This window comes from Synechococcus sp. CC9605 (assembly GCF_000012625.1).
Classification (GTDB): Bacteria; Cyanobacteriota; Cyanobacteriia; order PCC-6307; family Cyanobiaceae; genus Parasynechococcus.
This window is the reverse complement of sequence record NC_007516.1, coordinates 1,859,329-1,882,453: the sequence shown is the minus strand read 5'-3', so window position 1 is coordinate 1,882,453 and position 23,125 is coordinate 1,859,329. Positions and strand designations below refer to the sequence as shown.

Genomic DNA, 23,125 nt, shown 5'->3' with positions numbered 1-23,125 from the left:
CAGCCCCTTCCATGCTTGAGCCCACTGAGATCCCCAAGAGACGCCTGCCCAAATATGGGTTCCACACCCATACCGAGCGGCTGAATGGACGTCTGGCCATGCTTGGCTTCATCGCTTTGATGGCGGTGGAGATCAAGCTTGGCCATGGTCTGCTGATCTGGTGACCCAGGCTCTGCTGGGTCGCAGCGCGGCCGAGCTGCAGGACTGGGCCGTCGCCCAGGGGCAAAAGCCTTTCCGCGGTCGCCAGCTCCATGACTGGATCTATGCCAAGGGGGCTCGATCCCTGGCCGACATCACGGTCTTCCCCAAGACTTGGCGTGCCGCCTTGGTTGAGGCAGGCGTTGATGTGGGCCGGCTGAAGGAAGTGCATCATTCGGTGGCCACGGATGCCACTACGAAATTGCTGCTCTCCACCGAGGACGGCGAAACCATTGAAACGGTCGGGATTCCCACCGATCAACGTCTCACCGTCTGTGTGTCCAGCCAGGTGGGTTGTCCCATGGCCTGCCGCTTCTGCGCCACCGGCAAAGGGGGGCTGCAGCGTTCACTTCAGACCCACGAAATTGTGGATCAGGTGTTGAGTGTGCGTGAGGCGATGGACCGCCGTCCCTCCCACATCGTGTTCATGGGCATGGGCGAGCCCCTGCTCAACAGCAGCGCCGTGCTGGAGGCGATCCGCTGCCTCAATGATGACCTCGGCATCGGCCAACGCCGCATCACTGTCAGCACGGTGGGTGTTCCGAAAACCTTGCCGCAACTTGCGGAACTGGCCATGCAGCGGCTGGGCCGCGCCCAGTTCACCCTGGCGGTGAGCCTCCATGCCCCCAACCAGCGGCTGCGCGAGGAGCTGATTCCCACGGCCCATGCCTACCCCTATGACGCTCTGCTTGAGGATTGCCGTCACTATCTGGATGTGACCGGTCGGCGGGTGAGTTTTGAGTACATCCTGCTCGGTGGACTCAACGACCAGCCCGAGCACGCCGCTGAGCTGGCGGATCGCGTTGGCGGTTTCCAGAGCCACGTGAACCTGATCGCTTACAACCCGATTGAGGAGGAGGAGTTCAAACGACCAACGCCGCAGCGGATCGAGGCGTTTCGTCGCGTTTTGGAACGACGCGGTGTTGCCGTGAGCCTCAGGGCCAGCCGGGGACTCGATCAAAATGCGGCCTGCGGTCAGCTCAGGCGTCAGCAGATGGCTCCCAATACACCTAGCTGAAGGGTGGGCTGATGGCCTGTGCCTCAGCAAACTGCTGAGGCACAGGGTTTGCGAATGACAGCGATTGATTGGCTGCTTCTCGCTGCTTACCTCGTTCTCACCTTGGTGTTGGGGTTGTGGTTGGCCCGCCGCAACAGCGGCGAGGCGGATTATTTCGTGGCAGGCCGCCGTCTGAACGGTTGGTTGGCCGGCGCCTCGATGGCGGCCACCACCTTCTCCATCGATACACCGCTCTACGTCGCTGGCCTCGTGGGTGCTCGCGGCCTGGCGGGCAACTGGGAGTGGTGGAGCTTTGGTTTGGCCCACGTGGCCATGGCCGTTGTCTTCGCACCCCTCTGGCGCCGCAGCGGTGTGCTCACCGACGCCGCTTTCACCGAGCTGCGCTACGGCGGAGCGGCGGCGGCTTGGTTGCGCGGCATCAAGGCTTTCCTGCTGGCCGTGCCGGTGAACTGCATCGGCATCGGCTATGCCTTCCTCGCCCTCCGCAAGGTGGTGGAAGCGCTGGGGCTGGTGTCGGGTCAACCCGCAGCACTGGGCCTGACGGACACGGTTTGGCTCTTGATGGTCGTGGCCGTCCTTGTGATGAGTTACACCGTGGCCGGTGGGCTCTGGGCCGTCGTGGTAACCGATCTGGTCCAGCTCGTGCTGGCGTTGGCGGGTGCCCTGGCCGTGGCCGCGGCTGCCCTCCATGCCGCAGGCGGGATGACAGCGCTGATGGAGCAACTGCAGGCGCTGCAGCGGCCGGAGCTGCTGTCTCTGGTGCCCTGGACCTGGGATGACTCCGGCTTCCGCTGGTTGCAGGCCAGTGGCATCAGCATCCCGATGTTCACGGCCTACATCGCCGTGCAGTGGTGGAGTTTCCGCCGCAGTGATGGGGGTGGCGAGTTTATCCAGCGCATGCTGGCCACCCGCGATGAGCAGCAGGCGCGGCTGGCGGGTTGGGTGTTTCTGGTGGTGAATTACCTGGTGCGCAGCTGGCTCTGGATCGTGGTCGCGTTGGCGGCCCTGGTGCTGTTGCCGGCCGGCGCTGATCTTGAGCTTGGCTATCCCGCCCTGGCCGTGCAACTGCTGCCCCCGGTGGCGCTCGGCCTGGTGGTGATCTCTCTGGTGGCGGCGTTCATGAGCACCGTGAGCACCTCGGTGAACTGGGGAGCCAGCTACCTCACCCACGACCTCTATCAGCGCTTTGTTCGCCCCTCCGCCGGTCCGCGCGAGCTCTTGCTGGTGGGACAACTCACCACGGTTGTGCTGCTCGTTCTTGGGGTGATCACCGCTTTGATCAGCGACAGCATCGGCACGGTGTTTCGGCTGGTGATCGCGATCGGGTCCGGTCCCGGTGTGGTTCTGGTGCTGCGCTGGTTCTGGTGGCGCGTGAACGCCGCGGCGGAGCTGTCGGCGATGCTCTGCGGGTTCTTCATTGGGGTGTTCACCTCGGTGGTGCCCCTGGTGCGGATCGAGGATTACGGGGTTCGCATTGCGGTGATCACCGGCCTCTCTGCTGTGGTCTGGTTGGCGGTGATGCTGAGCACACCGCCGGAATCGGACGCTGTTTTGGAGCGGTTTGTGCGGACGGTGCGTCCTCCGGGCCCCGGATGGTCACGCCTGCGCCAGCGCTTCGGCGTCATGCCGATGGAGTCGTTGCCCGCCATGCTGCGGCGCTTTGTGCTGGCCTGTGGTGTGTTGTTTGGCGGCCTGCTTGGTACAGGGGGCTTCCTGTTGCATCAACAGTGGAGTGGCTGGATCGGTCTGTCGGTGCTGATCCTTTCGATCTGGCAGTTGCGGCGGCGTGTCGATGCCGTGCCCTCTTGAGCAGAATGACGTCTTGATTGGCGTGTTCCGGTGTCGTTTTTTCGTTCCACCCTTCTGCCGGCTCTGATTGTTCTTCTGTTTGCCCTGGCGTTGTTCGCTGTGAGTGCCCGCATCTGGCTTCCCGGTGACATGCTGGCTCCAGCTCCCATGGGTTGAGCCCTGGAATGGCTCCCGTAGCATCCCTGCATGACTGACGATCGCAGCCAACAGAAGGACCAGGGGCTGTCCAGCCTTTCCGTGGATCCTGATCTGCTGGCGCGTGAGCTGGCGGCGGAAGATGACGTTGATCCGCTTGATGCGATTCAGCTCGATGACGCCGAGCAAGATTCCTCTCTGAAGATTGCCCGGGCCTGTGACCAGGGCCTGGTCTGGTTGCGTGGCAACCATGGAGAACGGCTGCAGGGCCTGCAGGTGTTCTGTGAACACCGTGATCCCCGGTCGATTGCCCTGCTGCTGCCCTTGCTCCAGAACTCCTGTCCGGTGGAGCGGATGAGTGCCGTTTACGCCTTGGGCCGCAATCCATCGCCGCCGGCTGTTGAGCCGCTGTTGCGGCTGCTGCAGCTCGATGCCAATGCCTACGTCCGCAAGGCTGCGGCCTGGAGCCTGGGCAATTTCCCCGATGCTCCGGTGCTCAATCCGTTGATCCGGGCGCTGCAGACGGATGTCGCAGCGGTGCGCCTCTGGTGTCCAGGTTCCCTGGCGGAAGCCGGCAGCCGTTCCCCGGTCAAGGCCGACCCCGCGGCGGGGCAATTGCTGGTGAGTCTGCGCATCGACAGTGAAGCGGTGGTGCGCAGCAACTGCATCTGGGCTTTGGGCCGTTTGATGGATCAGCTGGTGCAGCCGCGGCAAGCCGAGATCGTTGAAGCCCTGGTGAGTGCCTTACTCCATGACGGGGAGATCTCCGTGCGCGATGAGGCCAGAACGGCCCTCGAGCAGCTGGAGGATCCGCTGGTGCTGGAACGCCTGCAGGCGTTGATCAACGACGGTTTTATCCTGTAACTGGGCTGTGTAACGAGAAAGGCAACATTCGGGGGAGACGCCCACTAGATTGCTGCGCAAATCACGTTTCTCGATGCCCCAAAAGACCATTCGCTTCACCATTCGGCCTGATGGACGTGTGGAGGAGCAGGTCGAGGGTGTTGCAGGAGAAGCGTGCCAGCAGCTCACTGAAGAAGTGGAAGCTGCTCTTGGAACGGTTGAACGTCAGGAGTCCACATCCGAAGCGTTTCTGCAGCCTGAGGTCCAGTCCCAGTCTCTTCCCGCTCATTTGAACTGATGTCGCATTTCAGCACCGTCAAAACCGAACTGCGTCAGCTGGAGCCTTTGGTGAAAGCACTGGAAGACATGGGCTATGCCCCTGATCAAGGAGAGCGTCCCGTGCGCGGCTACCGCGGCCAGACCGTCACAGCTGATCTGGCCATTGCGGTGCAGGACGGTGGTGATATCGGTTTCCGCTGGAATAGCGCATCGGAGTCCTACGAGCTGGTCACCGACCTCGATCTGTGGAAGCAACAGATTCCCGTGGAACGTTTTCTCTCCAAGCTCACGCAGCGCTACGCCCTGAACACGGTTCTGGCTGCCACCACCAAGGAAGGATTTCAGGTTGCCGAGCAGACCCAGACCGAGGATGGTTCAATCGAACTCGTGGTGACCCGCTGGGACGCCTGAATCCTGGCTGATCCCTCGTCTCACGCCTTTTCCGCCCCCGCTCGCCCGCAGGAGCAGACCACCGGTAGGGAGCCTCTCCTCGGGGGCGACATGCGCGATCAGGCTGTCTGGGTGGATGAAGCCGTTTGCATCGGCTGTCGCTACTGCGCCCACGTGGCTGCGAACACCTTTGTTGTTGAGCCGCATCTGGGACGCTCCAGGGCCATCCGACAGGACGGTGACTCCACCGAATGCATTCAGGAGGCCATCGACACCTGTCCCGTGGATTGCATTCACTGGGTTCCCTTTGAGTCTTTGGAAACGCTGCGGCAAAACCTGGTTCGCCAGAATCTGCAACCACGTCCCCAAGGTTGATGGCGCTTCCCACCCGCCGATTCGGCCGAACGGAGCTTGAGATCCCCCTGTTGTCTCTTGGGGGAATGCGCTTTCAGCAGAGCTGGACCGACCTTCCTGCTGATGAGATCACGTCTGCGTCGCAGACCCAGCTTGAGGCGACCCTGAAGCGCGCGGTGGATCTGGGCTTTCACCACGTGGAAACGGCGCGGCACTACGGCAGCTCCGAGCGTCAGCTGGGTTGGGCCCTGCCGCGCACACCCGACCCCTCCCGTCTGCTGCAGAGCAAGGTGCCTCCTCGGCCCGATCCCGACGCCTTCGAGGCGGAACTGGAGCTCAGTTTTGAGCGGTTGGGCTGTGATCGCCTGGATTTACTGGCCATCCATGGCATCAACCTGCCGGAGCATCTCGAGCAGACCCTGCAACCGGGGGGCTGCATGGAGGTGGTGCGCCGCTGGCAGGCGGAGGGTCGCATTGGTCACGTGGGCTTCTCCACCCATGGCCCCACAGCCTTGATCGCAGAGGCCTGCGACTCCGGTGCCTTCGATTATGTGAATCTGCACTGGTATTACATCCGCCAGGACAACGGCCCTGCCTTGGATGCAGCCCTTCGTCAGGACATGGGTGTGTTCATCATCAGTCCCACCGACAAAGGCGGTCATCTGCACACGCCATCCCAACGACTCTTGGAGCTGTGTGCACCGCTGCATCCCATCGTCTTCAATGACCTGTTCTGTCTTCAGGATCCGCGGGTGCACACCATCAGCGTGGGAGCGGCCCGGCCGGAGGATCTCGAGCTTCACCTGGAGGCTTTGCGCCTGCTGCAGGATGCAGCGTCCTTGATTGCTCCTGTGGATCAGCGGCTTCGGCAAGCGGCCGATGAAGCGCTGGGTCGCGACTGGATGGCCACCTGGTCCGTCGGGCTGCCGCCTTGGCATGCGACGCCCGGTGAGATCAACCTCCCCGTCTTGCTTTGGTTGTACAACCTCCTGGAGGCCTGGGATCTCGAGAGTTATGCCAAGGCCCGCTATGGGTTGTTGGGCTCCGGCGGGCACTGGTTTGCCGGGGCCAATGCCGATGGCTTTGAGGATGAGGTCAGCGTGGAGGATTTGCAGAGCGTCTTGCAGGAGAGTCCATGGCGTGAGCGCATCCCGGAGATCCTGCGCAGCCTCAAGCAGCGGCTCAAGGGCGAATCCCAGCTGCGTTTGTCGAGTGTCTGAGCGTTCTTCTTAGCTCCCAAGAGGATCCCGGCTGGGCGTGCCCACTGCCCTTGGGTAGCTGCGGGGGCAGGGGCCGTTCGGTTTCACCCGCAGCAAGTGACGCGTGCCGCGATCACTGGGCAGTTGCCGGTGCTGCACCTCCACCAGACGGGCCGCTAGCAGGCGCAGGGCCCTGTTGAATGGCACGGCATCGCTGTCAGCCCACTGGCCCCGATACAGCAGCGCCTCGCCGTCGGTTTTCAGCAAGGGCACGAGGTATTCGGCCACCACAGGAGCGGCCGCCACAGCCCGTGCCACGGCGCGATCGAAGCTGCCACGAAAGTGGCGATCGCGCCCGGTGGTTTCGATCCGCTCGGTGCGGACCCCCACCCGATCAGCAAGCCCCAGGCTGCTGGCCATGGCCTCCACAGCGGCGGTCTTGCGCCCGACGGAATCCAGCAGAGTCACCTGTGCCTGGGGAAGGGCAATGGCGATGGCGAGGCCGGGGAAGCCTCCCCCGGTTCCCACATCAATCCAGTGCTGCGGCTCGTTCGCTGACTGGAGTTCCCCCGCCAGCGGCCAGAGGCTGTCGAAGACCTGACCAATCCAGAAATCGTCGCCGTTCACCAGGCGCGTCAGATTGACCCGTTCATTCCAGCTCTGCAGCAGGCCCTGAAGCTCCTCCAGCTGGTCGCGCTGCGCCTGCGATGGCTGCCATCCCAGGGCGTCCCAGAACGCCGGTTCAGGCGCGGTGGCGGCCATGGCTGCAGCAACAACTCTTCTTAGGATGAAGGACCGGTCGTCCCCTGTGTCCGAAGCCCGCCCCAGCCATCACGAACGGCTTGGCGTGCGTCCCGGGGTTGACGCTGAAACCTTGCGCCAGGCCTTTCGACGCCAGTCCAAGGCCCTGCATCCCGACACCACGCAACTGCCGCCCGAGCAGGCCAGCATTGCTTTTCAGGAGCTCAAGGAGTCCTACGACGTTCTGCTGCGCCAGAGCCAAGCAACCCTCAGTCTTGGCGCCAAAGCGCCTTCATCGCCTCCGCCCCTGCAGCATCAGTCCCGCCCGGATGCCTGGCAGGGCATCGGTCAACGGAGGCCCCTCTCCGGTGGGGAATGGTTCTCGCTGGTGCTGTTGAGCATCGCGCTGTTGCTCAGCCTGGTGCTGGGGTTGGGGGTGGCCCTTGCTCAGGGCCGCGACTGGCAGGTGTCGCCGAGTTGGCTGGCGGATGAGCAGACTCAGAGCACATCCGTGCGTTTGCAACCTGATGGCCGCCCTGCCCCCGGAGAGCACCCCGCTGAATCAGCACTCTCTCCCGGCGCTTGAGGCCTGGCTTCAGCAGCTGGGTGCCGTCCGCATGGACGACAACCCTTGCCAGTGGATGCTCGAGCGTTCTGAATGGAGAGCACTGTTGCTGCTGGAACGGGAGGACCTCAAAGTGATCTGGCACCCGGGTTCCCTGGAGGCGATGGTGCAGTGTTCGCTGCCCTATGGCCTTTCCAGGGCCGATGTTGAGGCGGCGATTCAGGCGGGGCCCTGAGGCCACAAGCTTCAGAGCTGATCGAGGGCCCTTTCCAGCACCGAATAGCAGCGTTCCAGCTGGGCATCGCTGATGCAGAGCGGTGGCAGTAGATAGACCACCTGGCCCAGGGGGCGGAGGAAAACGCCGTTCTCCATCGCCAGCCGTTTCAGCTTTGGCCCCGCTGGGTTGAGGTAGCCCGAGCTCCCCTCCACAACGAGGTCGAAGCCGGCCACCGTCCCCGTCAGCCGGGGATGTTGCACCTTCCGATGGCGCGCCAACCGTTCGAGGTGCGGACGGTGCCGTTGTTCGAACTGTTGAAAGGCAGCGGGGTTGCGCTCCAGCAGGTCGAGGCTGGCGTTGGCCGCGGCGCAGCCCAGCGGATTGGCCGTAAAGCTGTGGCCGTGCCAGAGGGTCAGGCAGGGGTCGTCACCGACGAAGGCTTCGAACACCGCTTCGCTGGCCATGGTCACGCCCATCGGTAGACATCCACCCGTCAAGCCTTTGGACAGCGCCATCAGATCCGGCCGGATGTCCGCCCGCCGGCTGGCGAACCAGTCGCCGCAGCGTCCGAAGCCGGTGAGCACTTCATCGGCGATCAGCAGTGCTCCCTCCTGGCGGGTGCGTGCCTCCACCTGTCGCAGAAATTCGGGCCGCACCATGGCCATGCCGCCGGCCCCCTGGAGCAATGGCTCGAGGATCACCGCCGCTGTCGGTGTCTCCAGCACCCGCTCGAGCACCTCGAGTGCCGCGGATTCCTTGGCCTCCACGGCATCGTCGTCCCACCAGGTGGCCGGCCAGGGAACCCGGGCGACGGGAAAGAGTTTGTCTTCGAAGGGGGCGCTGAACAGGTTGCGTTCGCCAACGGCCATCGCTCCGAAGGTGTCGCCGTGGTATGCCCCGTCGAAGGCGACGATCTGGTAGCGCGGTTGCCCCCGGTTGGCCCACCACTGGCAGGCGATCTTGAGCGCCACTTCCACCGCAGTGGAGCCGTTGTCGGAGAAGAACAGCCTTTGCAGGCCGCAGAGGCCGCTCAGGCGTACGGCCAGCTGTTCCGCAGGCTCATGGGTGAAGTCGGCAAAAATCACCTGTTCGAGGCGGGCGGCCTGATCGGCGATGGCCTTGGCCAACACCGGATGGGCATGGCCGTGCAGGGTGACCCACCAGCTGCTGATCGCATCGATCAGCGGCTCCCCCTGTTCACGGATCAGCAGGGCACCCTCCCCAGACACCACCCGTTGGGAGTTGGCTGCGCTGGCCATCTGGGTGAAGGGGGGCCAGAGATTCGGATGGCGGATCGACCCCATGGCAGCAGCGGCAGCTTTTGCCATATTGAATCTGGAGCTGTTGGAGATGCCCCGGATGGCTGCCCCACGCACCCGTCGTCAATCCAAGCGTTTTGTTCCCACCACGCGGCCTGAGCCGTCGGCCAAGCGTCGTCTCGTTGTCCCTGAGGGCGACTGGCAATCGATTCGATGTGCTCTCGAGCTGCAGGGTTGGTCGTCGTCCCAGCTGGAGGTGATCCAGGCTGAACTCAGTCACGGATGGCCACTGCGGGTTGCCGTGCGCCATGCCGCAATGCGTCTGGGCGCCTGCCCCACCGGTTCAAAGGCCCTGGGCTGAGTCTTCAGCTGCATACGTCACTGTTCCTTTCCGCCTCTGTGGAAATGGCGCTGCAGTTCACCCAGCGCACCAGCTGCCCCTCGATATCGGTGAACAGCACCAGAATCCCAACGCAGAGTGCTGAAACAGCCAGAGTCGCCAGGGTTTGACGTGAATTCACGGGGACGATCGCTTCAACACTTGTCGGAATGTAGTGGTGAGATCCTTCTCGCGCCAAAGCCGCTCCAGAACCGTTGCTGATAGCGAGGCCTGGGGGGGAAGCTGCGCCAGAACGGGGACGTCACCGAACTGTTCGAGGGTCCCCGGGTTGTCGGCATGGAGGGGGCCGTTGAGGATTAGTCCCAACACCGTGAGATTCCGCCGTCTCAACGCTTCCAGGCTGAGCAGGGTGTGGTTGAGGGTGCCCAGTCCACTGCGGGCCACCAAAACGATGGGCAACTGCCACTCCACCAGTTGATCGATCTGGAGCCAGTTGCGGGTTAGGGGCACCATCAACCCTCCAGCCGTCTCCACCACCAGGGATCCCTGGTGGTGGGGAATGGCGAGTTGGGCTGGCTCGAGCGGCGTGTCGTCCAGTTCGGCGGCCCAGTGGGGGGAGACGGGCTCGTTGAAGGCATAGGCCTCGGGCAGCATCCGTTCCTGCGGAAGGTTTAAAAGCTGCCGCACTCGTTCGCGGTCACCGCCGCCCTCCAGTCCGCTCTGCACCGGTTTCCAGTAGCTGGCCTGAAGCCCCTGCACCAGCCATGCGCTCACCACGGTTTTGCCCACATCCGTGTCGGTTCCGCACACCACCAGGCGACTGACGCTGCCGTTCATCGCTTCACCATCAGGACCCACATCCTCCAGGTCAGGGCGAACCCGGCTGATGCATCGGCTTGGGGCCAAGCCCGGAAGATGGCCTTCCACTGGCCTGTCGAGAGCTGGCCCCCATTGGTAACGGAGGCGCCGATGCTGCTCATCGGTCGCAGCAGCCGCAGTGGATTGGCGGCGTGTTGGGTGAAGCTCAGGCATTCGTCCCTTTGCACCACGCCATGCGGCAGGGCTGCCATCAGTTGCTCCCGCACCGGCATGGACAAGGCCGTGCAGGTTTGATTGGCTGCATAGGCGGCATGCTGCCATTGCGGAAAACTCCCGGCCACCGGCACCGCCAGGGCCAGCCAGCCCCCCTTTGGCAGGGCATCCACCCAACGCCGAAGCTGCTGGGCTGGATCCGGCAACCAATGCAAAACAAAGCTGGAGGCCAGCAGTTGCGGTGGCTCACTCCAGTCCGGTAACCCGCGGCTCAGGTCATACCGCAGGGTGTGTGTTCCATGGGGGTGGCTGTTCAACATCGCGGCACTCCCATCAAGGCGGATCACCTGCTGTCCCGGATGAGCGACTTCCAGGGCTGCGGCCAGATGACCGGTGCCGCTGCCCAGGTCAGCCCATAGGCCGCGCCGGATGGAGCAGCGACGGCTCAGTTGGGCCAGGCGCCAGGCCATGGCCCGTTGCAGTAACGCCTCGCCTGCGTAGGTCGGTGCTGCGCGACTGAAGCGCTCCAGCACCTGGTCGGGGCGAATCACAGGGCCCCCAGCCATTGCTGCACCGCCGAGAGCACCGTTGGTGTGATCAGTGCGTGGCCCCATTTCGGATCCCGATGCAGGGTCAGCGGCAGCGCTCCGAGGTCATCGATCAGCTTCTGCGCCGATGCGGCGTGCACCACAGCGTCCCGTTCGCCCTGCACCACGAGCACAGGCACGGCTTCGGGCCAGCCCGTTGGCAGGTTCTGGCAGCGCGCCAGAAGCTTCAGATCCTGCTGCAGCCGCTGGCGCCCCAGGCTCGTCAAACCCTTCAGCAGGGGGGCTGGGGGCAGGGCGCTGCGGGCATGGGGTGAAGCGGCTTTGTCGAGGAAGCGTTCCAGCATTGTCAGTTCCTGGTCGGTGCCTAAAGCCGCCTGCATCCCCTTCAGAGCCGCCGCCACTGCACGCCCTGCCCGCCCTTGGGGCACAAAGGCGCTGAAGCTGGCCAGCAGAACCACCGCATCGGCCTGCGCCAGAACAGTTGCCGGTAGCAGGTGCAGCCCCAGGGAGTGGGCGATCAACAGGTTGCGTCCTGGGCCAGGGGGCCATCCCGGAGCAACGGCTTCACCGCCGCCGTAGCCCCGGTCTGCGCTGGACCATTTCGCTCCCTCGTCTTCAAAGCGTTGACGCCAGTGGGACCAGGTGCCGGCCTGGCCAGCCCAACCATGCATCGCCAGGACCTGCATCATCGAGAGCCGAGGGCTGCGAGCAGTTGCTCCAATGTGCCCTCCGGCAGGTCCCGCCGCAGCACCAGGCGCAGGCGGGCGGTTCCCTCCGGCACGGTGGGCGGCCGGATCGCAACCGACAGCAGCCCCGCCTGCTCCAGCTTTTGCTGGAGGTCGAGCGCGTCCTGGTCGTCACCGACCAACAGGGGGAGAACGGGGCCATGCCCTGCTGGTTTCGCCCAGCCCTCTTTCGCCAGCGCCGTCCTCCAATGTTCCGAGCGCTGGCGCAGCTCGCTTCCCCAGTTGGGGTGGGCTTGGATCAAGCGCAGGGCCGCCTGGGCTCCTGCCACCAGCGGTGGGGCCAGGGCCGTGGTGTAGCGGAAGGCCCCACTGGTTTGCAGCAGCCGCTCCATCGTGGTGTGGTCCCCAGCCAGAAACGCACCTCCGCTGCCGAAGGCCTTGCCGAAGGTGCCGCACACCAAGGCCACAGGCTCTTGGAGCCCATGGCAAAGCCCGCGGCCGCCAGGCCCCAGCACCCCCAGCCCATGGGCTTCGTCCACCAGCAGTTGTGCACCGTGGCGGGCACAAAGGTCGGCCATGCCCTGCAGATCAGGGCTGGTGCCCTCCATGCTGAACAGGCTTTCGGTCACCACCAGAGGAGGGGTCCTGGCGTAGTTGAGCCGCTGGAGCCGCTGGCCGAGATCGTCAAGATCGTTGTGGGCAAAGCGTTGCAGTCGCGCTCCACTGGTGCGAATGCCCGCCAGCAGCGAGTGGTGGATCAGCCGGTCTACCAACACCGTGGTGTGCCTGTCACTCAGGGCCATTAAGGCAGCGATGTTGGCTTGAAATCCGCTGGGGAACAGCAGCACCCGGTCTCGGTTCAACCAGGTGGCGAGAGCTGCCTCCAACTCCAGATGGCGTGGTCGGGTTCCGGTGATCAGGCGAGATCCACCGGCACCGACGCCATCGGAGGCCATGGCCTGCGTCGCCGCTGCGATCACGTCGGGATGGCGGCTGAGCCCGAGGTAGTCGTTGCTCGCCACATCAACGAGCTGGCCAGCCCCGGCTGGATCCTGCAGCTGCCAGGGCTCCTGGCCGGAATTCAAGCTCCGCAGGCGGCGGCGGCGGGCTGGAGGGATGGGAGAAGCGTGGTCCAGCATCACAACAGTCTGGAATCCCCCCTGATCGAGGATGGCCTCAATCCTCTTATCGTCATGACCTGGGAGCGTTTCACGCTGCTGTTTCCGCTTTGGACGTTGCTGGGAGCTTTGCTGGCCTTGCTCCATCCTCCGCTATTCATCTGGTTCAAGGGGCTACTGATCTCCCTTGGACTCGGCGTGATCATGCTGGGCATGGGCGTCGGGCTGACACCCGCTGATTTCGTGCGGGTGGGTCGTCGCCCCCGCGCCGTGCTGCTGGGGGTGCTGCTGCAGTTCCTGGTGATGCCGGCCCTTGCCGCTGGGATCGCGGCGGCTCTGCACCTGCCTGCCCCGCTTGCAGTGGGCTTAATCCTGGTCGGCTGCTGCCCGGGGGGGACCGCCAGCAATGTGGTGGCTCTGATCGGCCGTGGCGATGTGGCGCTCTCGGTGGTCATGACCACGATCAGCACCCTGACGGCGGTGGTGTTGACCCCCCATCTCACCCAGGTGTTGGCCAGCCAGTACGTGCCGGTGGACGGTTGGGCCCTGTTCCTGGCCGTGCTTCAGGTGGTGTTGCTGCCCGTCACCATTGGGGTGCTGCTCAAGCGTGGCCTGCCCGGTGTGGCCCAGCGGATTGAGCCGGTGATGCCTCCCATGGCGGTGATGGCCATCGTGATGATCGTCTCCAGCATCGTGGGCAGTCAGAGGGGTGTGCTGCTTCAGCAGGGGGCCGTGCTGATCCTGGCTTGCCTGCTGCTGCATGGCGGCGGCTTCCTGCTCGGCTGGCTGATTCCCCGGCTGGTGGGGCAGAGCGTGCAGGCCCAGCGCACCATCAGCATCGAGGTGGGAATGCAGAACTCAGGACTGGCCGTGGTGCTCGCCCGCAGTGGCGGGTTCGCCAGTTCCCTCACGGCGTTGCCGGGTGCCATCTCTGCGGTGATTCACTGCCTGATCGGCAGCGCCCTTGCCGCCGTCTGGAGGCGACAACCTCGCGGTAATCGCAGGTGATCTGATGGGTGAGTGGTTTTTCGCTACCGGCGGTGATTGCAACCAGATTGTGATTGGGTGTCAGTCAATTGCCTGATACGACTTCGTTAAATCCCCGCAAGGACGACGGCGATTCATACAAACTCTTTATTTCCAAAGACATGATGGCCAGGTGAAACTCGCTGGCTCAACACGCTTCATCTGCCCACCTTGCCTGCTTCTGCCAGGTAGATGCCCAAGGCTTACAGCTCCTGAGGATCTGGCAAATGATCAGACAGGTTCGTCATGGAAGGTGTGCTCAACCAAGGCTCGAAAAAGCTCTTGTTTTTTGTATTCGAGAAATTCTTGCTCCTCTGCAGGTCCGCCAGGCCAATTTCTCAACGCATCGCAGGTCGTTTTATACTCAAGTTTAAGAGACCGCAAATCAAGGTGAAGGCTCGCAACTATTTCCTCGCGCACTGAAAAAAAGCAGCTCCATGAATTATTACAGATCCTCAAAATTGCTTGACGTAGGGTCTGATACAGCTTCTGCGCAGTCATCTCGATCTCTTTCTGCGAGCAATCCGCTGTGCGGATACCTCCGTCACGGCACAAGGAGCAATTTCGCGATGGTTTGCGGGTTGAAATTTTCTGTAGTCAATGACCTCCGAAACGAAGAACTGGGCAGTGGTTGCAGCTGCCATGGAAGCTCAAGGGGCTACCAACAGCCAGATGTACCGCCGCGCCAAAGCGATGGCCGAAGGAAAGGCAGATCCAATGCCGACGAGCTACCCCGCTGCGCCTCACATCATCTCTGTTGCATGAGTTAACGCTCCAAGGCCCCCGCGCGAGCGGGGTTTCCCTTCGTTGCTGCTCAGCGGCCTTCTAGGGCCAAAACTTGATCCATTCTTTTCTCTTCGGCCGTGAGGAAGTCGGCCCACATTCCTATTAGGAAGCTCAGAGTGGCTAAGGCCTGTAACTGCTCTTTCGAGCCAGGGCGGGTGTATTTGAAGTCCATGAACATGCGATCAGCGGCTGATTGCTCTTCCTGGCATCGGGCATCAATAGACATCGTCAGGCCTCGACTTCAGTTTTCGTCAGCTTTCTGGTGAGTCTCTATGGAGGTTGCTTCAGCTGACTTGCTGCGTGGGCAGTCACCAGCGTTGGAGTCGCTAAGAAAGACAGCCGAAGTGATGACAGCAGCGATCACGCTGCCACCCAAGGATGCGAGGTTCGCTGAAGGCTTTCCGAAATGACCCATGCGGCCACACTGCAAGCATTCGTTACATTTCGTATTGTGCTCGTTCTCGAGCCTCTATGCCTACCTCCAGCCAAGACCTGATCGCCTTCTTTTGCAGCTTCTGCTTGGCTCTCGTAGACCCATGAACCTCTACGAGCTGGCGTAGCCGGCAAAAGGCCGAGGTCAACGTTGAACCCGGGGATCATCTGAGTCACTGGATCAGTGGTCACCCAATTGGTGACGCCGGTATCGACAACTGGCTTTTTTGAACGTCGTAGGGCTACCACTTACAACAGGGCTAAAGGCATCCCTGCTTGGTCAAAAAACTCCCTTGCCGCGTTTGCGGGAAGACAATCGAACTATCTGAAGTTGCTGCGAAGTACACGGCTGGCTCAGCTGTACACGCAATGTGCGTTCCCAAGGCCAAGATCACTCGGAAAGGTTGCTCTTTCAAGAATCTGACTCGCTGGCTGGATCGTGTCTTGAGAGCATCCGACTAAGAAGGGAGTAGCCATTTCATCCCGCCACCGTTTCGCCCTACCAGTGTGGTGCACTGCTTTCCAGTTGAGGCAACGGCTGCCTCCTCTCCTCACGATTAATGAGTCTTCTGACGGGTAGGCCCCCATGCGATCCCGGACTATCACGGGTCAAGTCGCCACAACACCATGGACATGATGTTCTTCATCGGTGTGAACATTGCTCTTCTCGGCTTGCTCGTCTATGGCCTCATTACGGCCAAAGAGAAAATCAAGGCTGGCCGTAAAGAGATCGTCTGACGTATTGACTAACAAACTCAGACCTCGGCCTGGGGTTTATGGCCTGCTGTATCGACGCCAGGCGCATTCCCGTAAAGGTGGCGTTTGGCGTTCCCGCTCCATACATCCAGTCTGATTCCCTGGCCTCCTGGTCGATGGTGGGGACCCGTGAAGTGGTTGCCGGTGGAGCGGCGCCATACCGGAAAGGATTCATCCAACTTTTCGGCCAGCACCACGTCGAAGCAGGCCTAGCAAGGCGGTCGGCATGGATGGGTGGGCGCACCTCCTTATTTTTTAATGCTTCTGGTTAGACATAGCGGTTGGAGCTGATCGACCGAGTTTTGGTTGTTGAAGCACTCCCAGGTGTGCAGTACCGACCTGGTCACATCCAAGGTGCTCATCTCGGCCCGTGCCGCCGTCTGGAGGCGTCGCTGGCCTTAGTCGGTCGCTCTAATCGAGCCCCCGTCGTGAAGTTCGAACAGCAGGCGGGCGGCGAGGCCACGGGAGATGCGTCGTGCCACGAGCAGATCGCAGATCCAGGTGAACAGCGGTGGCGCATCGGTGGTGGATGCCAGGCGTTGTTCGAGGGCCTTCAGCTCCTTCACGTCGCGGCAGCCCCTCAGAGCATCGATCAGGGTGTCTTCAGCCGGCCGCGGCTTGGTGAGCTGAGTGCTGATCACAGTTAGTAGCGCTAAACCCCTCTGTCATGGCACTGGCGCAGTGCCCCTGTCACCCTTCTCAGCAGTAGAGGCAGGCACAAAAAAAGCCCCGGTGGGCTCACCAAGGCTCGAAGCATTCCCGTTGCCACTTTTCATGATTTGCCTCGGTTCCGTCAAAGGAGGTCGGCACATCTGATTGATTGCATTGGCGTGTCTTATCGCTTGTTTGAAAAGAGTGCTCAGCCAGGCTCCTTAAGATCATTTGATGAACCAATCGACACCGGCCACGCCCCGATCCGAGCCCGATGTCGATCGCAGTGCCCCACTGAATCCCTCGGAAATCTTTCCCTTCCCGCTGGATGATTTCCAGCTGGAGGCCATGGATGCCCTCAACCAGGGACATTCGGTCGTGGTGAGTGCGCCCACAGGATCCGGCAAAACCCTGATCGGTGAATACGCCATTCATCGTGCTCTGGCCCACGACCAGAAGGTCTTTTACACCACGCCGCTGAAGGCTCTGTCCAACCAGAAGCTGCGTGATTTCCGCGATCAGTTCGGTGCCGAGAACGTGGGGTTGATGACCGGTGACCTCAGCGTGAATCGCGAGGCCTCCATCGTTGTGATGACCACGGAGATCTTCCGAAACATGCTCTACGCCGAGGCGGATGAGCACGACGATCCCCTGACTGATGTGGAAGCGGTGGTGCTCGATGAGTGTCACTACATGAACGATTCCCAACGCGGCACGGTCTGGGAGGAGTCGATCATTCACTCCCCACCCACGGTGCAGCTGGTCGCGCTCTCCGCCACCGTGGCCAATGCAGGTCAGCTGACCGACTGGATCGATAAGGTCCATGGTCCGACCACCTTGGTGATGAGTGACCACCGGCCGGTGCCACTGCAGTTCAGCTTCTGCAGCGCCAAGGGGCTGCACCCACTGCTCAACGATGCCGGCACGGGATTGCATCCCAACTGCAAGGTCTGGCGCGCTCCCAAAGGGCACAAGCGCAAAGGGCGTTCCCAGAGACCGACGCAGCCGGAACCACCACCAATCACCTTTGTTGTGGCCCAGATGGCCGAGCGGCAGATGCTCCCTGGCATCTATTTCATCTTCAGTCGCCGTGGCTGCGACAAGGCGGTTCGGGATCTGGGGGTGCAGTGTCTGGTCAGCAAGCAGGAGCAGGCGCGGATCAAGGCGCGCTTGACGGCCTACAGCAACGACAACCCCGAGGCTGTGCGGGATGGAATCCACGCCGACGCTCTGCTGCGGGGCATCGCTGCCCACCACGCTGGTGTTCTTCCGGCCTGGAAGGAGTTGATCGAGGAGCTGTTCCAGCAGGGACTGGTGAAAGTGGTCTTTGCGACCGAGACCCTTGCGGCCGGCATCAACATGCCGGCCCGCAGCACTGTGATCGCGGCCATGTCCAAGCGCACCGAGCGGGGGCATCGCCCGCTCATGGGCAGTGAGTTCCTGCAGATGGCCGGCCGGGCCGGGCGGCGTGGTCTCGACTCTCAGGGCTACGTCGTGACGGTGCAGAGCCGGTTCGAAGGTGTGCGTGAAGCCGGTCAGCTGGCGACGAGTCCCTCCGACCCACTGGTGAGCCAGTTCACCCCCAGCTACGGCATGGTTCTCAACCTGCTGCAGCGCCACGATCTGGCCAAGGCCAGGGAGTTGGTGGAGCGCAGTTTTGGCCGATATCTGGCGGGGCTGGACCTCGTGGAGGACGAAGACAACCTCTCCCAGCTGCGGTTGCAACTCAGCCAGCTAGAGGGCGTTGCCGGCGACATCCCCTGGGAAGACTTTGAGGATTACGAAAAAATGCGTGGGCGGCTCCGCGAAGAGCGGCGCTTGCTCCGCATCCTTCAGCAGCAGGCCGAGGAGACGCTGGCCAACGAGCTGACGATGGCCCTGCAGTTCGCCAGCACCGGCACCCTGGTCAGCCTCAAATCCCCGCAGCTGCGGGGGCGCGTCGCGCCCGCGGTTATCGTCGAGAAGGTGAAGGGGCCTGGTCAGTTCCCGCTGCTGCTCTGCCTGACCGATGAAAACGTCTGGATCCTGGTGCCCTGTCAGGCGGTGGTGAGCATCCATGCGGAGCTCAGTTGCCTGCAGGTGGATGGGCTCGAGGTCCCGGAGCTGTCCCGCTCCGGTGAGTTGCGCCATGGCGATCAGGCCAGTGGTGGTTTGGCGTTAGCCGTGGCCCACATGGCCCGGCGCCATGACATGACCACCCCGCAATACGACCTGGCTGGGGAGGTGTTGACCCAGGCCCGGCTGGTGCGGGATCTCGAACAGGAGCAGGAGCAGCATCCGGCCCATCGCTGGGGAGATCGCAAACAGCTGAAGAAGCACCGCCGTCGCATGGAAGATCTGGAGCTGGAGATCGCTGAACGGCAGCAGCAGCTGCATCAGCGGGCCAACCGCCACTGGGAAACCTTCCTGGCCTTGATGGATATCCTGCAGCACTTCGGATGTCTCGATGAGCTGGATCCCACGGAGATCGGCCGCACCGTTGCTGCCTTGCGGGGCGACAACGAACTCTGGCTCGGGCTGGCGCTGATGAGTGGCCATCTCGATGACCTCTCCCCCCCCGACCTGGCGGCGGTGTTCGAGGCGATCAGCACCGAGGTGAACCGCCCCGACCTGTGGAGTGGCTTCCCGCCACCTGCTGCAGCGGAGGAAGCCCTGCAGGATCTTTCGGGTCTGCGTCGCGAGCTGCTGCGGGCCCAGGAACGCGCCGGTGTGGTGGTGCCGGCCTGGTGGGAACCTGAGCTTATGGGCCTTGTGGATGCCTGGGCGCGGGGAACGTCCTGGAGCGATCTGATCGCCAACACCTCCCTGGACGAGGGCGATGTGGTTCGGATCATGCGCCGCACCGTGGACCTCCTTGCCCAGGTGCCCTACTGCGAAGCAATTAGCGAGCAACTGCGCAGCCATGCCCGTCAGGCGCTGAAAGCGATCAACCGCTTCCCCGTGGCTGAAGCCGAGGATCTGGTGCCGGCCTCCGCTGCGCTGAACCCGGCAACGGAGCGGGCGGCATGAGTTCAGGCCTCTGGAGCGGCCATGGCGCCGGGATTCACCTGCTGATCAAAGTCGGCTTCGCTGATGTGGCCAAGCTCCAGGGCCGCCTGCTTCAGCGTCAGCCCCTGATGGTGGGCATGCTGAGCGATGGCACTGGCCTTCTCGTAACCGATGCTCGGGGTTAAGGCGGTGACCAGCATCAGGGAGCGATCGACGAACCGCTGAATTTGCTCGCGATCTGGCTCCAAGCCCTCCACCAGGTTCTGGCGGTAGCTGGTCATGGCGTCCTTGAGCATGCGGATCGACTGCAGCAGGTTGAAGCCGATCAAGGGCTTGTAGACATTCATCTGCAGATGGCCGCCTGCTCCGGCGGCTGCCACGGCGCCATCGAGCCCGATCACCTGGGTGCAGACCATGGCCATGGACTCGCACTGGGTGGGATTGATTTTCCCCGGCATAATCGAGCTGCCGGGTTCATTTGCGGGCAGCTGCAACTCGCCTAGCCCAGCTCGAGGGCCGCATGCCAGCAGACGCACGTCGTTAGCGATGCGGAGCAGGGCCACCGCCAGCAGGCGCAGTTGGCCCATCGCATGGACGAGGGCGTCATGGCCGGCCATCACCGCGAAGAGGTTCTCAGCGGGACGAACCTCGACGCCAGCGACCCGGCTCAGCTCTTCCGCTACGGCATGACGGAAGCCCGGTGGCGTGTTCAACCCTGTGCCGACTGCGGTGCCCCCAAGCGGGAGGTCGCCGAGGCTCACCAGACAGCCTTCCAGCCATGCCTGGGCTTGTTTGAGTTGATCCCGCCAGGCGCCCACTTCATCACCAAGACGCAGGGGCACAGCATCCTGCAGATGGGTGCGGCCAATCTTGATTATCGGCATCCAGGCCTGGGCATTGGTATCCAAGGACTGCACCAGGGCATCGAGCGCCGGCAGCAGTCCCTCCTTCAGGTGCTTGGCCGCGGCAACGTGGATGGCCGCGGGAAACACATCATTGGTGGACTGCGATCGATTGACGTGGTCATTCGGGTGCACTGGGCTGTGGCTGCCGAGGGCGGTGCCTGAAGCCTGAGACGCCAGATTGCTGATCACCTCGTTGACGTTCATGTTGGTCTGGGTCCCGCTTCCGGTCTGCCAGACCCGCAGCGGGAACTGATTGTTGTGCTGGCCAGCGGCAATCGCATCGGCCGCCGTGCAGATCAGTTCAACCTGTTGAGAGCTCAGGAGCCCATGCTGGCCGTTCACCGTGGCGCAGGAGCGCTTGATCCAGGCCAGAGCCTGGATGATCTCGAGCGGGATTCGTTCGTCGCTGATGGCGAAGTTCTGAAGCGAGCGCTGGGTCTGGGCTCCCCAGAGAGCTTCGGACGCCACCTCAATGCCACCCAGGCTGTCGGTTTCAATCCTGAATGGCTGCGTCATCTGATCTTCGGCGCGATCGAGTGATGCTTCGATCATCCGTGATCACTGTCCGTTGGTCGTGCCATGGTTCCGCAGCAACTGTTTCGGTGGTTTTCGGTGCAGGTTCACCGCTCCCATGGCATCGATGTACTGGTGCCTGATGCATCCTTGCCTCAGTTGCAGGGCTACCTGGCGCAGCCTGGGCGCCCACTGAAGGCTCTGTTGAACCGCAAAAAGGTGGAGCGGCTCGCGGATGGCCGCTTCCTTTATGCATCCCGGCCGTATCAGTTGTTGAATTTTCAGCTGCAGCCTGAGGTGGTGTTCCGCTCTAGCTGGGATGGCGACCAACTCACCATTCTTTTTGAGCACTGCACGATTCATGGCCTTGGGCGCTTTCAGGATCTTGTGCAGTTCCAGTGCCAGGCCTGGATTCGTCCCGAGCAGGAACGGCTGATGGCTAAGGCTGATCTCAGCCTTGAACTGTCTCCGAGGGGAGCAGGGGCACTCGTACCGGAGCGGCTGATGCAACGCACCGGAGATGTCGCACTGCGTTTGGTGACGGATCGCTTGGAAAAGCGGTGCCGCACTGGATTAAGGAAAGGTGCACTTAATTGGATTGCACGTCACCCATAAAGCTGCTTTGTTTGATGGTGGTATGTTCACAAACAAAATCTCTCCCCACCTGGTTTAGTGGTAGTAGTGACAGCTTCAATTAACCCAGTGTTGAGGTTCCAAGATTTCTCACTCCGCTGCGATAAGTCGAACCCCCAGATTTCGTTTGAAACTCCTTGGAACTGGGTTTGTGATAGTAGAAAGAGGATTGCAATTATTACGAACAATTCTTTTCTTCGTTATCAGTTGATTGCATCTATGTCTGGCCTTGTTTCACCAGTGACAGGTCAAATTGTTGGTAACAGTGTGATTGGCTGGCCTGTTGGAGGAGATGGAGGATTGGATAGAAAGCTGCGGGTTTCCCATGCTTTCAGCTTTCTATCGACCGTCTACAACGATTGTCTTGACCAATCTCTCGTCAGCATTGATAAATTTTGGAACATCTTGTCAGATACTGGTATTGAGCCAGGCCTTGTAATTAAGGAGCTTTCAAGAGACCAGAAGGATTTCTTCAGTTTAGCCTTGTCTGTAATTTTTTCATTCGACTGCTATTTAATCCCTAAGACAAGATTTTTAATGTCCAAGCCTGCCAAGCCGCTTAAAGAGTTGTTGTTGAGGCAGATCGAGGGAAAAATGCTTTTTTCTACTTCGGCGAATGTTCAGTTCCAGCGCGAATTCTGTACAGATGGCCTGGTTCTGGGTCCTCTAGGTCAAATTCTCTTTTTGGGCCCTCTTGCAGATGCCATCCAGTGGGCAGATCAAAACCTAGAGGGTTCCAGTGTATTAGAATCTGAAGATGATAGCTTTGAGGTTGACTTAAATTTGAGCAATTCAGACTCCACTGATGATGCAATGGATATTTAAGCATGGATAATATTATGATCTTTCTTAGAAGATTTTTGGCTGCAATGGCGAGACAGATTTCGACAATCCTTGCTCTCGCGGCCTATGAGAACGATCGGAAATCAACCAGTAGCTCAGTTGGCTCTTGGGAGAGTCTGATTAATCCGTTGCAGATCATGCTGTTCTTTATCGGGATCCGTATTGGATTTCGATATCTGATGTCTGGTGGGTCGTTAGGTGGTAGTGCTACAAGCCTATATTTCAACATTGTTATTTTTATGGCTGCTGGGTTTACAATTTATTTTCCTTTTAGACAGCTGGCTATACAAGCACTATCCGGCTTGAAATTGAGATCTCCGTTATATTACAAGCGTATTGAGCCGCTGGACATACTTTTAGCTTTGTCACTCAACAATGTTAGGGCTTTGTTGACCCTCACTCTTGGCCTTATGGCACTGATATGGGGTCTTACATGGGATTTTCGAATGGACAGTCCTGGGTTGGCTCTGTGCATTTATCTGCTAACTGTTGTGATGGCAATAGGATTTGGTATCTGTCTTGTCTTTCTTGGTAGTTACAACAAATTTATTACTCGGTTGATTAAACGTCTTATTAATCGTATTCTTATTTTTACATCCGGTCTGTTTTTCGCCACTTTTGAGCTCCCCTTGTATTCAAGGCCATTTGTTACATGGAATCCTGTTCTTCATGCAGTTGAGCTTTTCCGGTATTCTCTAAATAATGAATACCCAATTCCTGATATTTCATTGTCATACCTCATTTGGTGTTCACTGATACTTTTAGGATTTTCCCTGATTCTTTATAGGACGAATGAGTCCTTGCTCCTTGAGTCAGTTGATGACTAACCACCTGATTTTCTCCCTGTTCCATTGCCTAAAT

At 61.1% G+C, this 23,125-nt stretch carries 29 protein-coding genes; 18 read left to right on the top strand and 11 right to left on the bottom strand.

The genetic code is table 11. From position 1 onward, the window contains the following. The first annotated feature begins 11 nt into the window (after positions 1–11). The 9 genes from SYNCC9605_RS10305 (at position 12) to SYNCC9605_RS10270 (ending at position 6,246) form a co-directional block, all read left to right on the top strand. Positions 12–164: a hypothetical protein gene (locus tag SYNCC9605_RS10305; RefSeq protein WP_006850847.1), complete on the top strand. Its 153-nt coding sequence runs from the start codon at positions 12–14 to the stop codon at positions 162–164. After that, the gene (gene rlmN / locus SYNCC9605_RS10300; protein WP_011365012.1) at positions 161–1,216 is read left to right on the top strand and encodes a 23S rRNA (adenine(2503)-C(2))-methyltransferase RlmN; all 1,056 of its coding nucleotides are present in this window, start codon (positions 161–163) and stop codon (positions 1,214–1,216) included. Before SYNCC9605_RS10305 ends, rlmN begins: the two co-directional genes overlap by 4 nt. Positions 1,217–1,270: 54 nt before the next feature. Continuing rightward, positions 1,271–3,025 carry a sodium:solute symporter family protein gene (locus SYNCC9605_RS10295; protein ID WP_011365011.1) on the top strand — a complete coding sequence of 585 codons (1,755 nt, stop codon included), beginning with the start codon at positions 1,271–1,273 and terminating at the stop codon, positions 3,023–3,025. 30 nt (positions 3,026–3,055) lie between these two features. Then, the gene (locus SYNCC9605_RS15600; RefSeq protein WP_011365010.1) at positions 3,056–3,181 is read left to right on the top strand and encodes a hypothetical protein; all 126 of its coding nucleotides are present in this window, start codon (positions 3,056–3,058) and stop codon (positions 3,179–3,181) included. Between the two features lie 30 nt (positions 3,182–3,211). Then, entirely contained in the window at positions 3,212–4,024 is an 813-nt protein-coding gene (locus SYNCC9605_RS10290; protein WP_011365009.1) for a HEAT repeat domain-containing protein, read from the top strand. Positions 4,025–4,097: 73 nt separating this feature from the next. Further along, positions 4,098–4,301 carry a DUF2997 domain-containing protein gene (locus SYNCC9605_RS10285; protein ID WP_025362472.1) on the top strand — a complete coding sequence of 68 codons (204 nt, stop codon included), beginning with the start codon at positions 4,098–4,100 and terminating at the stop codon, positions 4,299–4,301. Beyond that, positions 4,301–4,693 carry a DUF1257 domain-containing protein gene (locus SYNCC9605_RS10280; protein WP_011365007.1) on the top strand — a complete coding sequence of 131 codons (393 nt, stop codon included), beginning with the start codon at positions 4,301–4,303 and terminating at the stop codon, positions 4,691–4,693. Before SYNCC9605_RS10285 ends, SYNCC9605_RS10280 begins: the two co-directional genes overlap by 1 nt. A 3-nt stretch (positions 4,694–4,696) precedes the next feature. After that, entirely contained in the window at positions 4,697–5,047 is a 351-nt protein-coding gene (locus SYNCC9605_RS10275) for a ferredoxin (RefSeq protein ID WP_257930025.1), read from the top strand. Continuing rightward, on the top strand, positions 5,047–6,246 hold the full coding sequence (locus tag SYNCC9605_RS10270; protein ID WP_011365005.1) for an aldo/keto reductase: 1,200 nt from the start codon (positions 5,047–5,049) through the stop codon (positions 6,244–6,246). Before SYNCC9605_RS10275 ends, SYNCC9605_RS10270 begins: the two co-directional genes overlap by 1 nt. Positions 6,247–6,255: 9 nt before the next feature. On the opposite strand, the gene rsmG is transcribed toward SYNCC9605_RS10270, so the two are convergent. After that, a complete protein-coding gene (gene rsmG / locus SYNCC9605_RS10265; protein WP_011365004.1) occupies positions 6,256–6,987 on the bottom strand; it encodes a 16S rRNA (guanine(527)-N(7))-methyltransferase RsmG in 732 nt (243 codons plus the stop codon). Between the two features lie 25 nt (positions 6,988–7,012). Between rsmG and SYNCC9605_RS10260 the strand changes: the two genes are divergently transcribed. Beyond that, positions 7,013–7,552, top strand: a complete 540-nt coding sequence (locus tag SYNCC9605_RS10260) for a J domain-containing protein (protein WP_011365003.1) — start codon at positions 7,013–7,015, stop codon at positions 7,550–7,552. Continuing rightward, a complete protein-coding gene (locus SYNCC9605_RS10255; RefSeq protein WP_255441765.1) occupies positions 7,494–7,766 on the top strand; it encodes a DUF3143 domain-containing protein in 273 nt (90 codons plus the stop codon). Before SYNCC9605_RS10260 ends, SYNCC9605_RS10255 begins: the two co-directional genes overlap by 59 nt. An 11-nt stretch (positions 7,767–7,777) precedes the next feature. Here the strand turns inward: SYNCC9605_RS10255 and bioA are convergent, their stop codons facing one another. After that, positions 7,778–9,076: an adenosylmethionine--8-amino-7-oxononanoate transaminase gene (gene bioA, locus SYNCC9605_RS10250; protein WP_011365001.1), complete on the bottom strand. Its 1,299-nt coding sequence runs from the start codon at positions 9,074–9,076 to the stop codon at positions 7,778–7,780. Between the two features lie 31 nt (positions 9,077–9,107). On the opposite strand from bioA, the gene SYNCC9605_RS10245 reads away from it, so the two are divergent. Next, positions 9,108–9,368 carry a hypothetical protein gene (locus SYNCC9605_RS10245; protein ID WP_257929146.1) on the top strand — a complete coding sequence of 87 codons (261 nt, stop codon included), beginning with the start codon at positions 9,108–9,110 and terminating at the stop codon, positions 9,366–9,368. A gap of 4 nt (positions 9,369–9,372) precedes the next feature. On the opposite strand, the gene SYNCC9605_RS15245 is transcribed toward SYNCC9605_RS10245, so the two are convergent. Genes SYNCC9605_RS15245 through SYNCC9605_RS10225 form a run of 5 tightly spaced genes read right to left on the bottom strand, consistent with a single transcriptional unit; the run spans position 9,373 to position 12,752 of the window. Then, a complete protein-coding gene (locus tag SYNCC9605_RS15245; protein WP_198002447.1) occupies positions 9,373–9,528 on the bottom strand; it encodes a hypothetical protein in 156 nt (51 codons plus the stop codon). Then, positions 9,525–10,184, bottom strand: a complete 660-nt coding sequence (bioD, locus tag SYNCC9605_RS10240) for a dethiobiotin synthase (RefSeq protein ID WP_011365000.1) — start codon at positions 10,182–10,184, stop codon at positions 9,525–9,527. The genes SYNCC9605_RS15245 and bioD overlap by 4 nt, the downstream gene beginning before the upstream one ends. Continuing rightward, a complete protein-coding gene (locus SYNCC9605_RS10235) occupies positions 10,181–10,993 on the bottom strand; it encodes a methyltransferase (RefSeq protein WP_257929145.1) in 813 nt (270 codons plus the stop codon). Before SYNCC9605_RS10235 ends, bioD begins: the two co-directional genes overlap by 4 nt. After that, positions 10,927–11,616: a serine aminopeptidase domain-containing protein gene (locus tag SYNCC9605_RS10230; RefSeq protein WP_041435106.1), complete on the bottom strand. Its 690-nt coding sequence runs from the start codon at positions 11,614–11,616 to the stop codon at positions 10,927–10,929. The genes SYNCC9605_RS10235 and SYNCC9605_RS10230 overlap by 67 nt, the downstream gene beginning before the upstream one ends. Further along, the gene (locus SYNCC9605_RS10225; protein ID WP_011364997.1) at positions 11,613–12,752 is read right to left on the bottom strand and encodes an aminotransferase class I/II-fold pyridoxal phosphate-dependent enzyme; all 1,140 of its coding nucleotides are present in this window, start codon (positions 12,750–12,752) and stop codon (positions 11,613–11,615) included. Before SYNCC9605_RS10225 ends, SYNCC9605_RS10230 begins: the two co-directional genes overlap by 4 nt. Positions 12,753–12,806: 54 nt before the next feature. Here SYNCC9605_RS10225 and SYNCC9605_RS10220 point away from each other — a divergent pair, with 54 nt between their 5' ends. Together SYNCC9605_RS10220 and SYNCC9605_RS15235 are read left to right on the top strand one after the other, a co-directional pair. Further along, on the top strand, positions 12,807–13,739 hold the full coding sequence (locus SYNCC9605_RS10220; RefSeq protein WP_011364996.1) for a bile acid:sodium symporter family protein: 933 nt from the start codon (positions 12,807–12,809) through the stop codon (positions 13,737–13,739). A 618-nt stretch (positions 13,740–14,357) separates the two neighbouring features. Then, positions 14,358–14,522, top strand: a complete 165-nt coding sequence (locus SYNCC9605_RS15235; protein WP_011364994.1) for a hypothetical protein — start codon at positions 14,358–14,360, stop codon at positions 14,520–14,522. Between the two features lie 49 nt (positions 14,523–14,571). Here the strand turns inward: SYNCC9605_RS15235 and SYNCC9605_RS14875 are convergent, their stop codons facing one another. The 3 genes from SYNCC9605_RS14875 to SYNCC9605_RS10205 form a co-directional block, all read right to left on the bottom strand. Further along, positions 14,572–14,769: a hypothetical protein gene (locus SYNCC9605_RS14875; protein WP_041435104.1), complete on the bottom strand. Its 198-nt coding sequence runs from the start codon at positions 14,767–14,769 to the stop codon at positions 14,572–14,574. Positions 14,770–15,730: 961 nt separating this feature from the next. Continuing rightward, entirely contained in the window at positions 15,731–15,928 is a 198-nt protein-coding gene (locus SYNCC9605_RS14870) for a hypothetical protein (protein WP_257929144.1), read from the bottom strand. Between the two features lie 201 nt (positions 15,929–16,129). Next, complete coding sequence (locus SYNCC9605_RS10205) at positions 16,130–16,372, bottom strand: hypothetical protein (RefSeq protein ID WP_011364992.1); 243 nt, start codon at positions 16,370–16,372, stop codon at positions 16,130–16,132. 244 nt (positions 16,373–16,616) lie between these two features. On the opposite strand from SYNCC9605_RS10205, the gene SYNCC9605_RS10200 reads away from it, so the two are divergent. Beyond that, on the top strand, positions 16,617–19,391 hold the full coding sequence (locus SYNCC9605_RS10200; protein ID WP_011364991.1) for a DEAD/DEAH box helicase: 2,775 nt from the start codon (positions 16,617–16,619) through the stop codon (positions 19,389–19,391). A gap of 2 nt (positions 19,392–19,393) precedes the next feature. Here SYNCC9605_RS10200 and SYNCC9605_RS10195 read toward each other — a convergent pair whose 3' ends face one another. Beyond that, positions 19,394–20,827: a class II fumarate hydratase gene (locus SYNCC9605_RS10195; RefSeq protein WP_011364990.1), complete on the bottom strand. Its 1,434-nt coding sequence runs from the start codon at positions 20,825–20,827 to the stop codon at positions 19,394–19,396. A 27-nt stretch (positions 20,828–20,854) separates the two neighbouring features. Here SYNCC9605_RS10195 and SYNCC9605_RS10190 point away from each other — a divergent pair, with 27 nt between their 5' ends. The 3 genes from SYNCC9605_RS10190 (at position 20,855) to SYNCC9605_RS10180 (ending at position 23,091) form a co-directional block, all read left to right on the top strand. Continuing rightward, positions 20,855–21,403: a DUF1997 domain-containing protein gene (locus SYNCC9605_RS10190; protein ID WP_011364989.1), complete on the top strand. Its 549-nt coding sequence runs from the start codon at positions 20,855–20,857 to the stop codon at positions 21,401–21,403. Between the two features lie 237 nt (positions 21,404–21,640). Continuing rightward, entirely contained in the window at positions 21,641–22,246 is a 606-nt protein-coding gene (locus SYNCC9605_RS10185) for a hypothetical protein (protein WP_156783107.1), read from the top strand. 155 nt (positions 22,247–22,401) lie between these two features. Beyond that, on the top strand, positions 22,402–23,091 hold the full coding sequence (locus tag SYNCC9605_RS10180) for a sugar ABC transporter (protein WP_257930024.1): 690 nt from the start codon (positions 22,402–22,404) through the stop codon (positions 23,089–23,091). Positions 23,092–23,125: the final 34 nt, after the last annotated feature.

Coding starts and splice junctions, on each gene's coding strand:
- SYNCC9605_RS10305 (WP_006850847.1), top strand. CDS start 12: ATGCTTGAGCCCACTGAGATCCCCAAGAGACGCCTGCCCAAATATGGG.
- SYNCC9605_RS10295 (WP_011365011.1), top strand. CDS start 1,271: ATGACAGCGATTGATTGGCTGCTTCTCGCTGCTTACCTCGTTCTCACC.
- SYNCC9605_RS10290 (WP_011365009.1), top strand. CDS start 3,212: ATGACTGACGATCGCAGCCAACAGAAGGACCAGGGGCTGTCCAGCCTT.
- SYNCC9605_RS10285 (WP_025362472.1), top strand. CDS start 4,098: ATGCCCCAAAAGACCATTCGCTTCACCATTCGGCCTGATGGACGTGTG.
- SYNCC9605_RS10280 (WP_011365007.1), top strand. CDS start 4,301: ATGTCGCATTTCAGCACCGTCAAAACCGAACTGCGTCAGCTGGAGCCT.
- SYNCC9605_RS10270 (WP_011365005.1), top strand. CDS start 5,047: ATGGCGCTTCCCACCCGCCGATTCGGCCGAACGGAGCTTGAGATCCCC.
- rsmG (WP_011365004.1), bottom strand. CDS start 6,987: ATGGCCGCCACCGCGCCTGAACCGGCGTTCTGGGACGCCCTGGGATGG.
- SYNCC9605_RS10260 (WP_011365003.1), top strand. CDS start 7,013: ATGAAGGACCGGTCGTCCCCTGTGTCCGAAGCCCGCCCCAGCCATCAC.
- SYNCC9605_RS10255 (WP_255441765.1), top strand. CDS start 7,494: ATGGCCGCCCTGCCCCCGGAGAGCACCCCGCTGAATCAGCACTCTCTC.
- bioA (WP_011365001.1), bottom strand. CDS start 9,076: ATGGCAAAAGCTGCCGCTGCTGCCATGGGGTCGATCCGCCATCCGAAT.
- SYNCC9605_RS10245 (WP_257929146.1), top strand. CDS start 9,108: ATGGCTGCCCCACGCACCCGTCGTCAATCCAAGCGTTTTGTTCCCACC.
- bioD (WP_011365000.1), bottom strand. CDS start 10,184: ATGAACGGCAGCGTCAGTCGCCTGGTGGTGTGCGGAACCGACACGGAT.
- SYNCC9605_RS10235 (WP_257929145.1), bottom strand. CDS start 10,993: ATGGGGCCACGCACTGATCACACCAACGGTGCTCTCGGCGGTGCAGCA.
- SYNCC9605_RS10230 (WP_041435106.1), bottom strand. CDS start 11,616: ATGATGCAGGTCCTGGCGATGCATGGTTGGGCTGGCCAGGCCGGCACC.
- SYNCC9605_RS10225 (WP_011364997.1), bottom strand. CDS start 12,752: ATGCTGGACCACGCTTCTCCCATCCCTCCAGCCCGCCGCCGCCGCCTG.
- SYNCC9605_RS10220 (WP_011364996.1), top strand. CDS start 12,807: ATGACCTGGGAGCGTTTCACGCTGCTGTTTCCGCTTTGGACGTTGCTG.
- SYNCC9605_RS15235 (WP_011364994.1), top strand. CDS start 14,358: ATGACCTCCGAAACGAAGAACTGGGCAGTGGTTGCAGCTGCCATGGAA.
- SYNCC9605_RS14875 (WP_041435104.1), bottom strand. CDS start 14,769: ATGTCTATTGATGCCCGATGCCAGGAAGAGCAATCAGCCGCTGATCGC.
- SYNCC9605_RS10200 (WP_011364991.1), top strand. CDS start 16,617: ATGAACCAATCGACACCGGCCACGCCCCGATCCGAGCCCGATGTCGAT.
- SYNCC9605_RS10195 (WP_011364990.1), bottom strand. CDS start 20,827: ATGATCGAAGCATCACTCGATCGCGCCGAAGATCAGATGACGCAGCCA.
- SYNCC9605_RS10190 (WP_011364989.1), top strand. CDS start 20,855: ATGGTTCCGCAGCAACTGTTTCGGTGGTTTTCGGTGCAGGTTCACCGC.
- SYNCC9605_RS10185 (WP_156783107.1), top strand. CDS start 21,641: ATGTCTGGCCTTGTTTCACCAGTGACAGGTCAAATTGTTGGTAACAGT.
- SYNCC9605_RS10180 (WP_257930024.1), top strand. CDS start 22,402: ATGCTGTTCTTTATCGGGATCCGTATTGGATTTCGATATCTGATGTCT.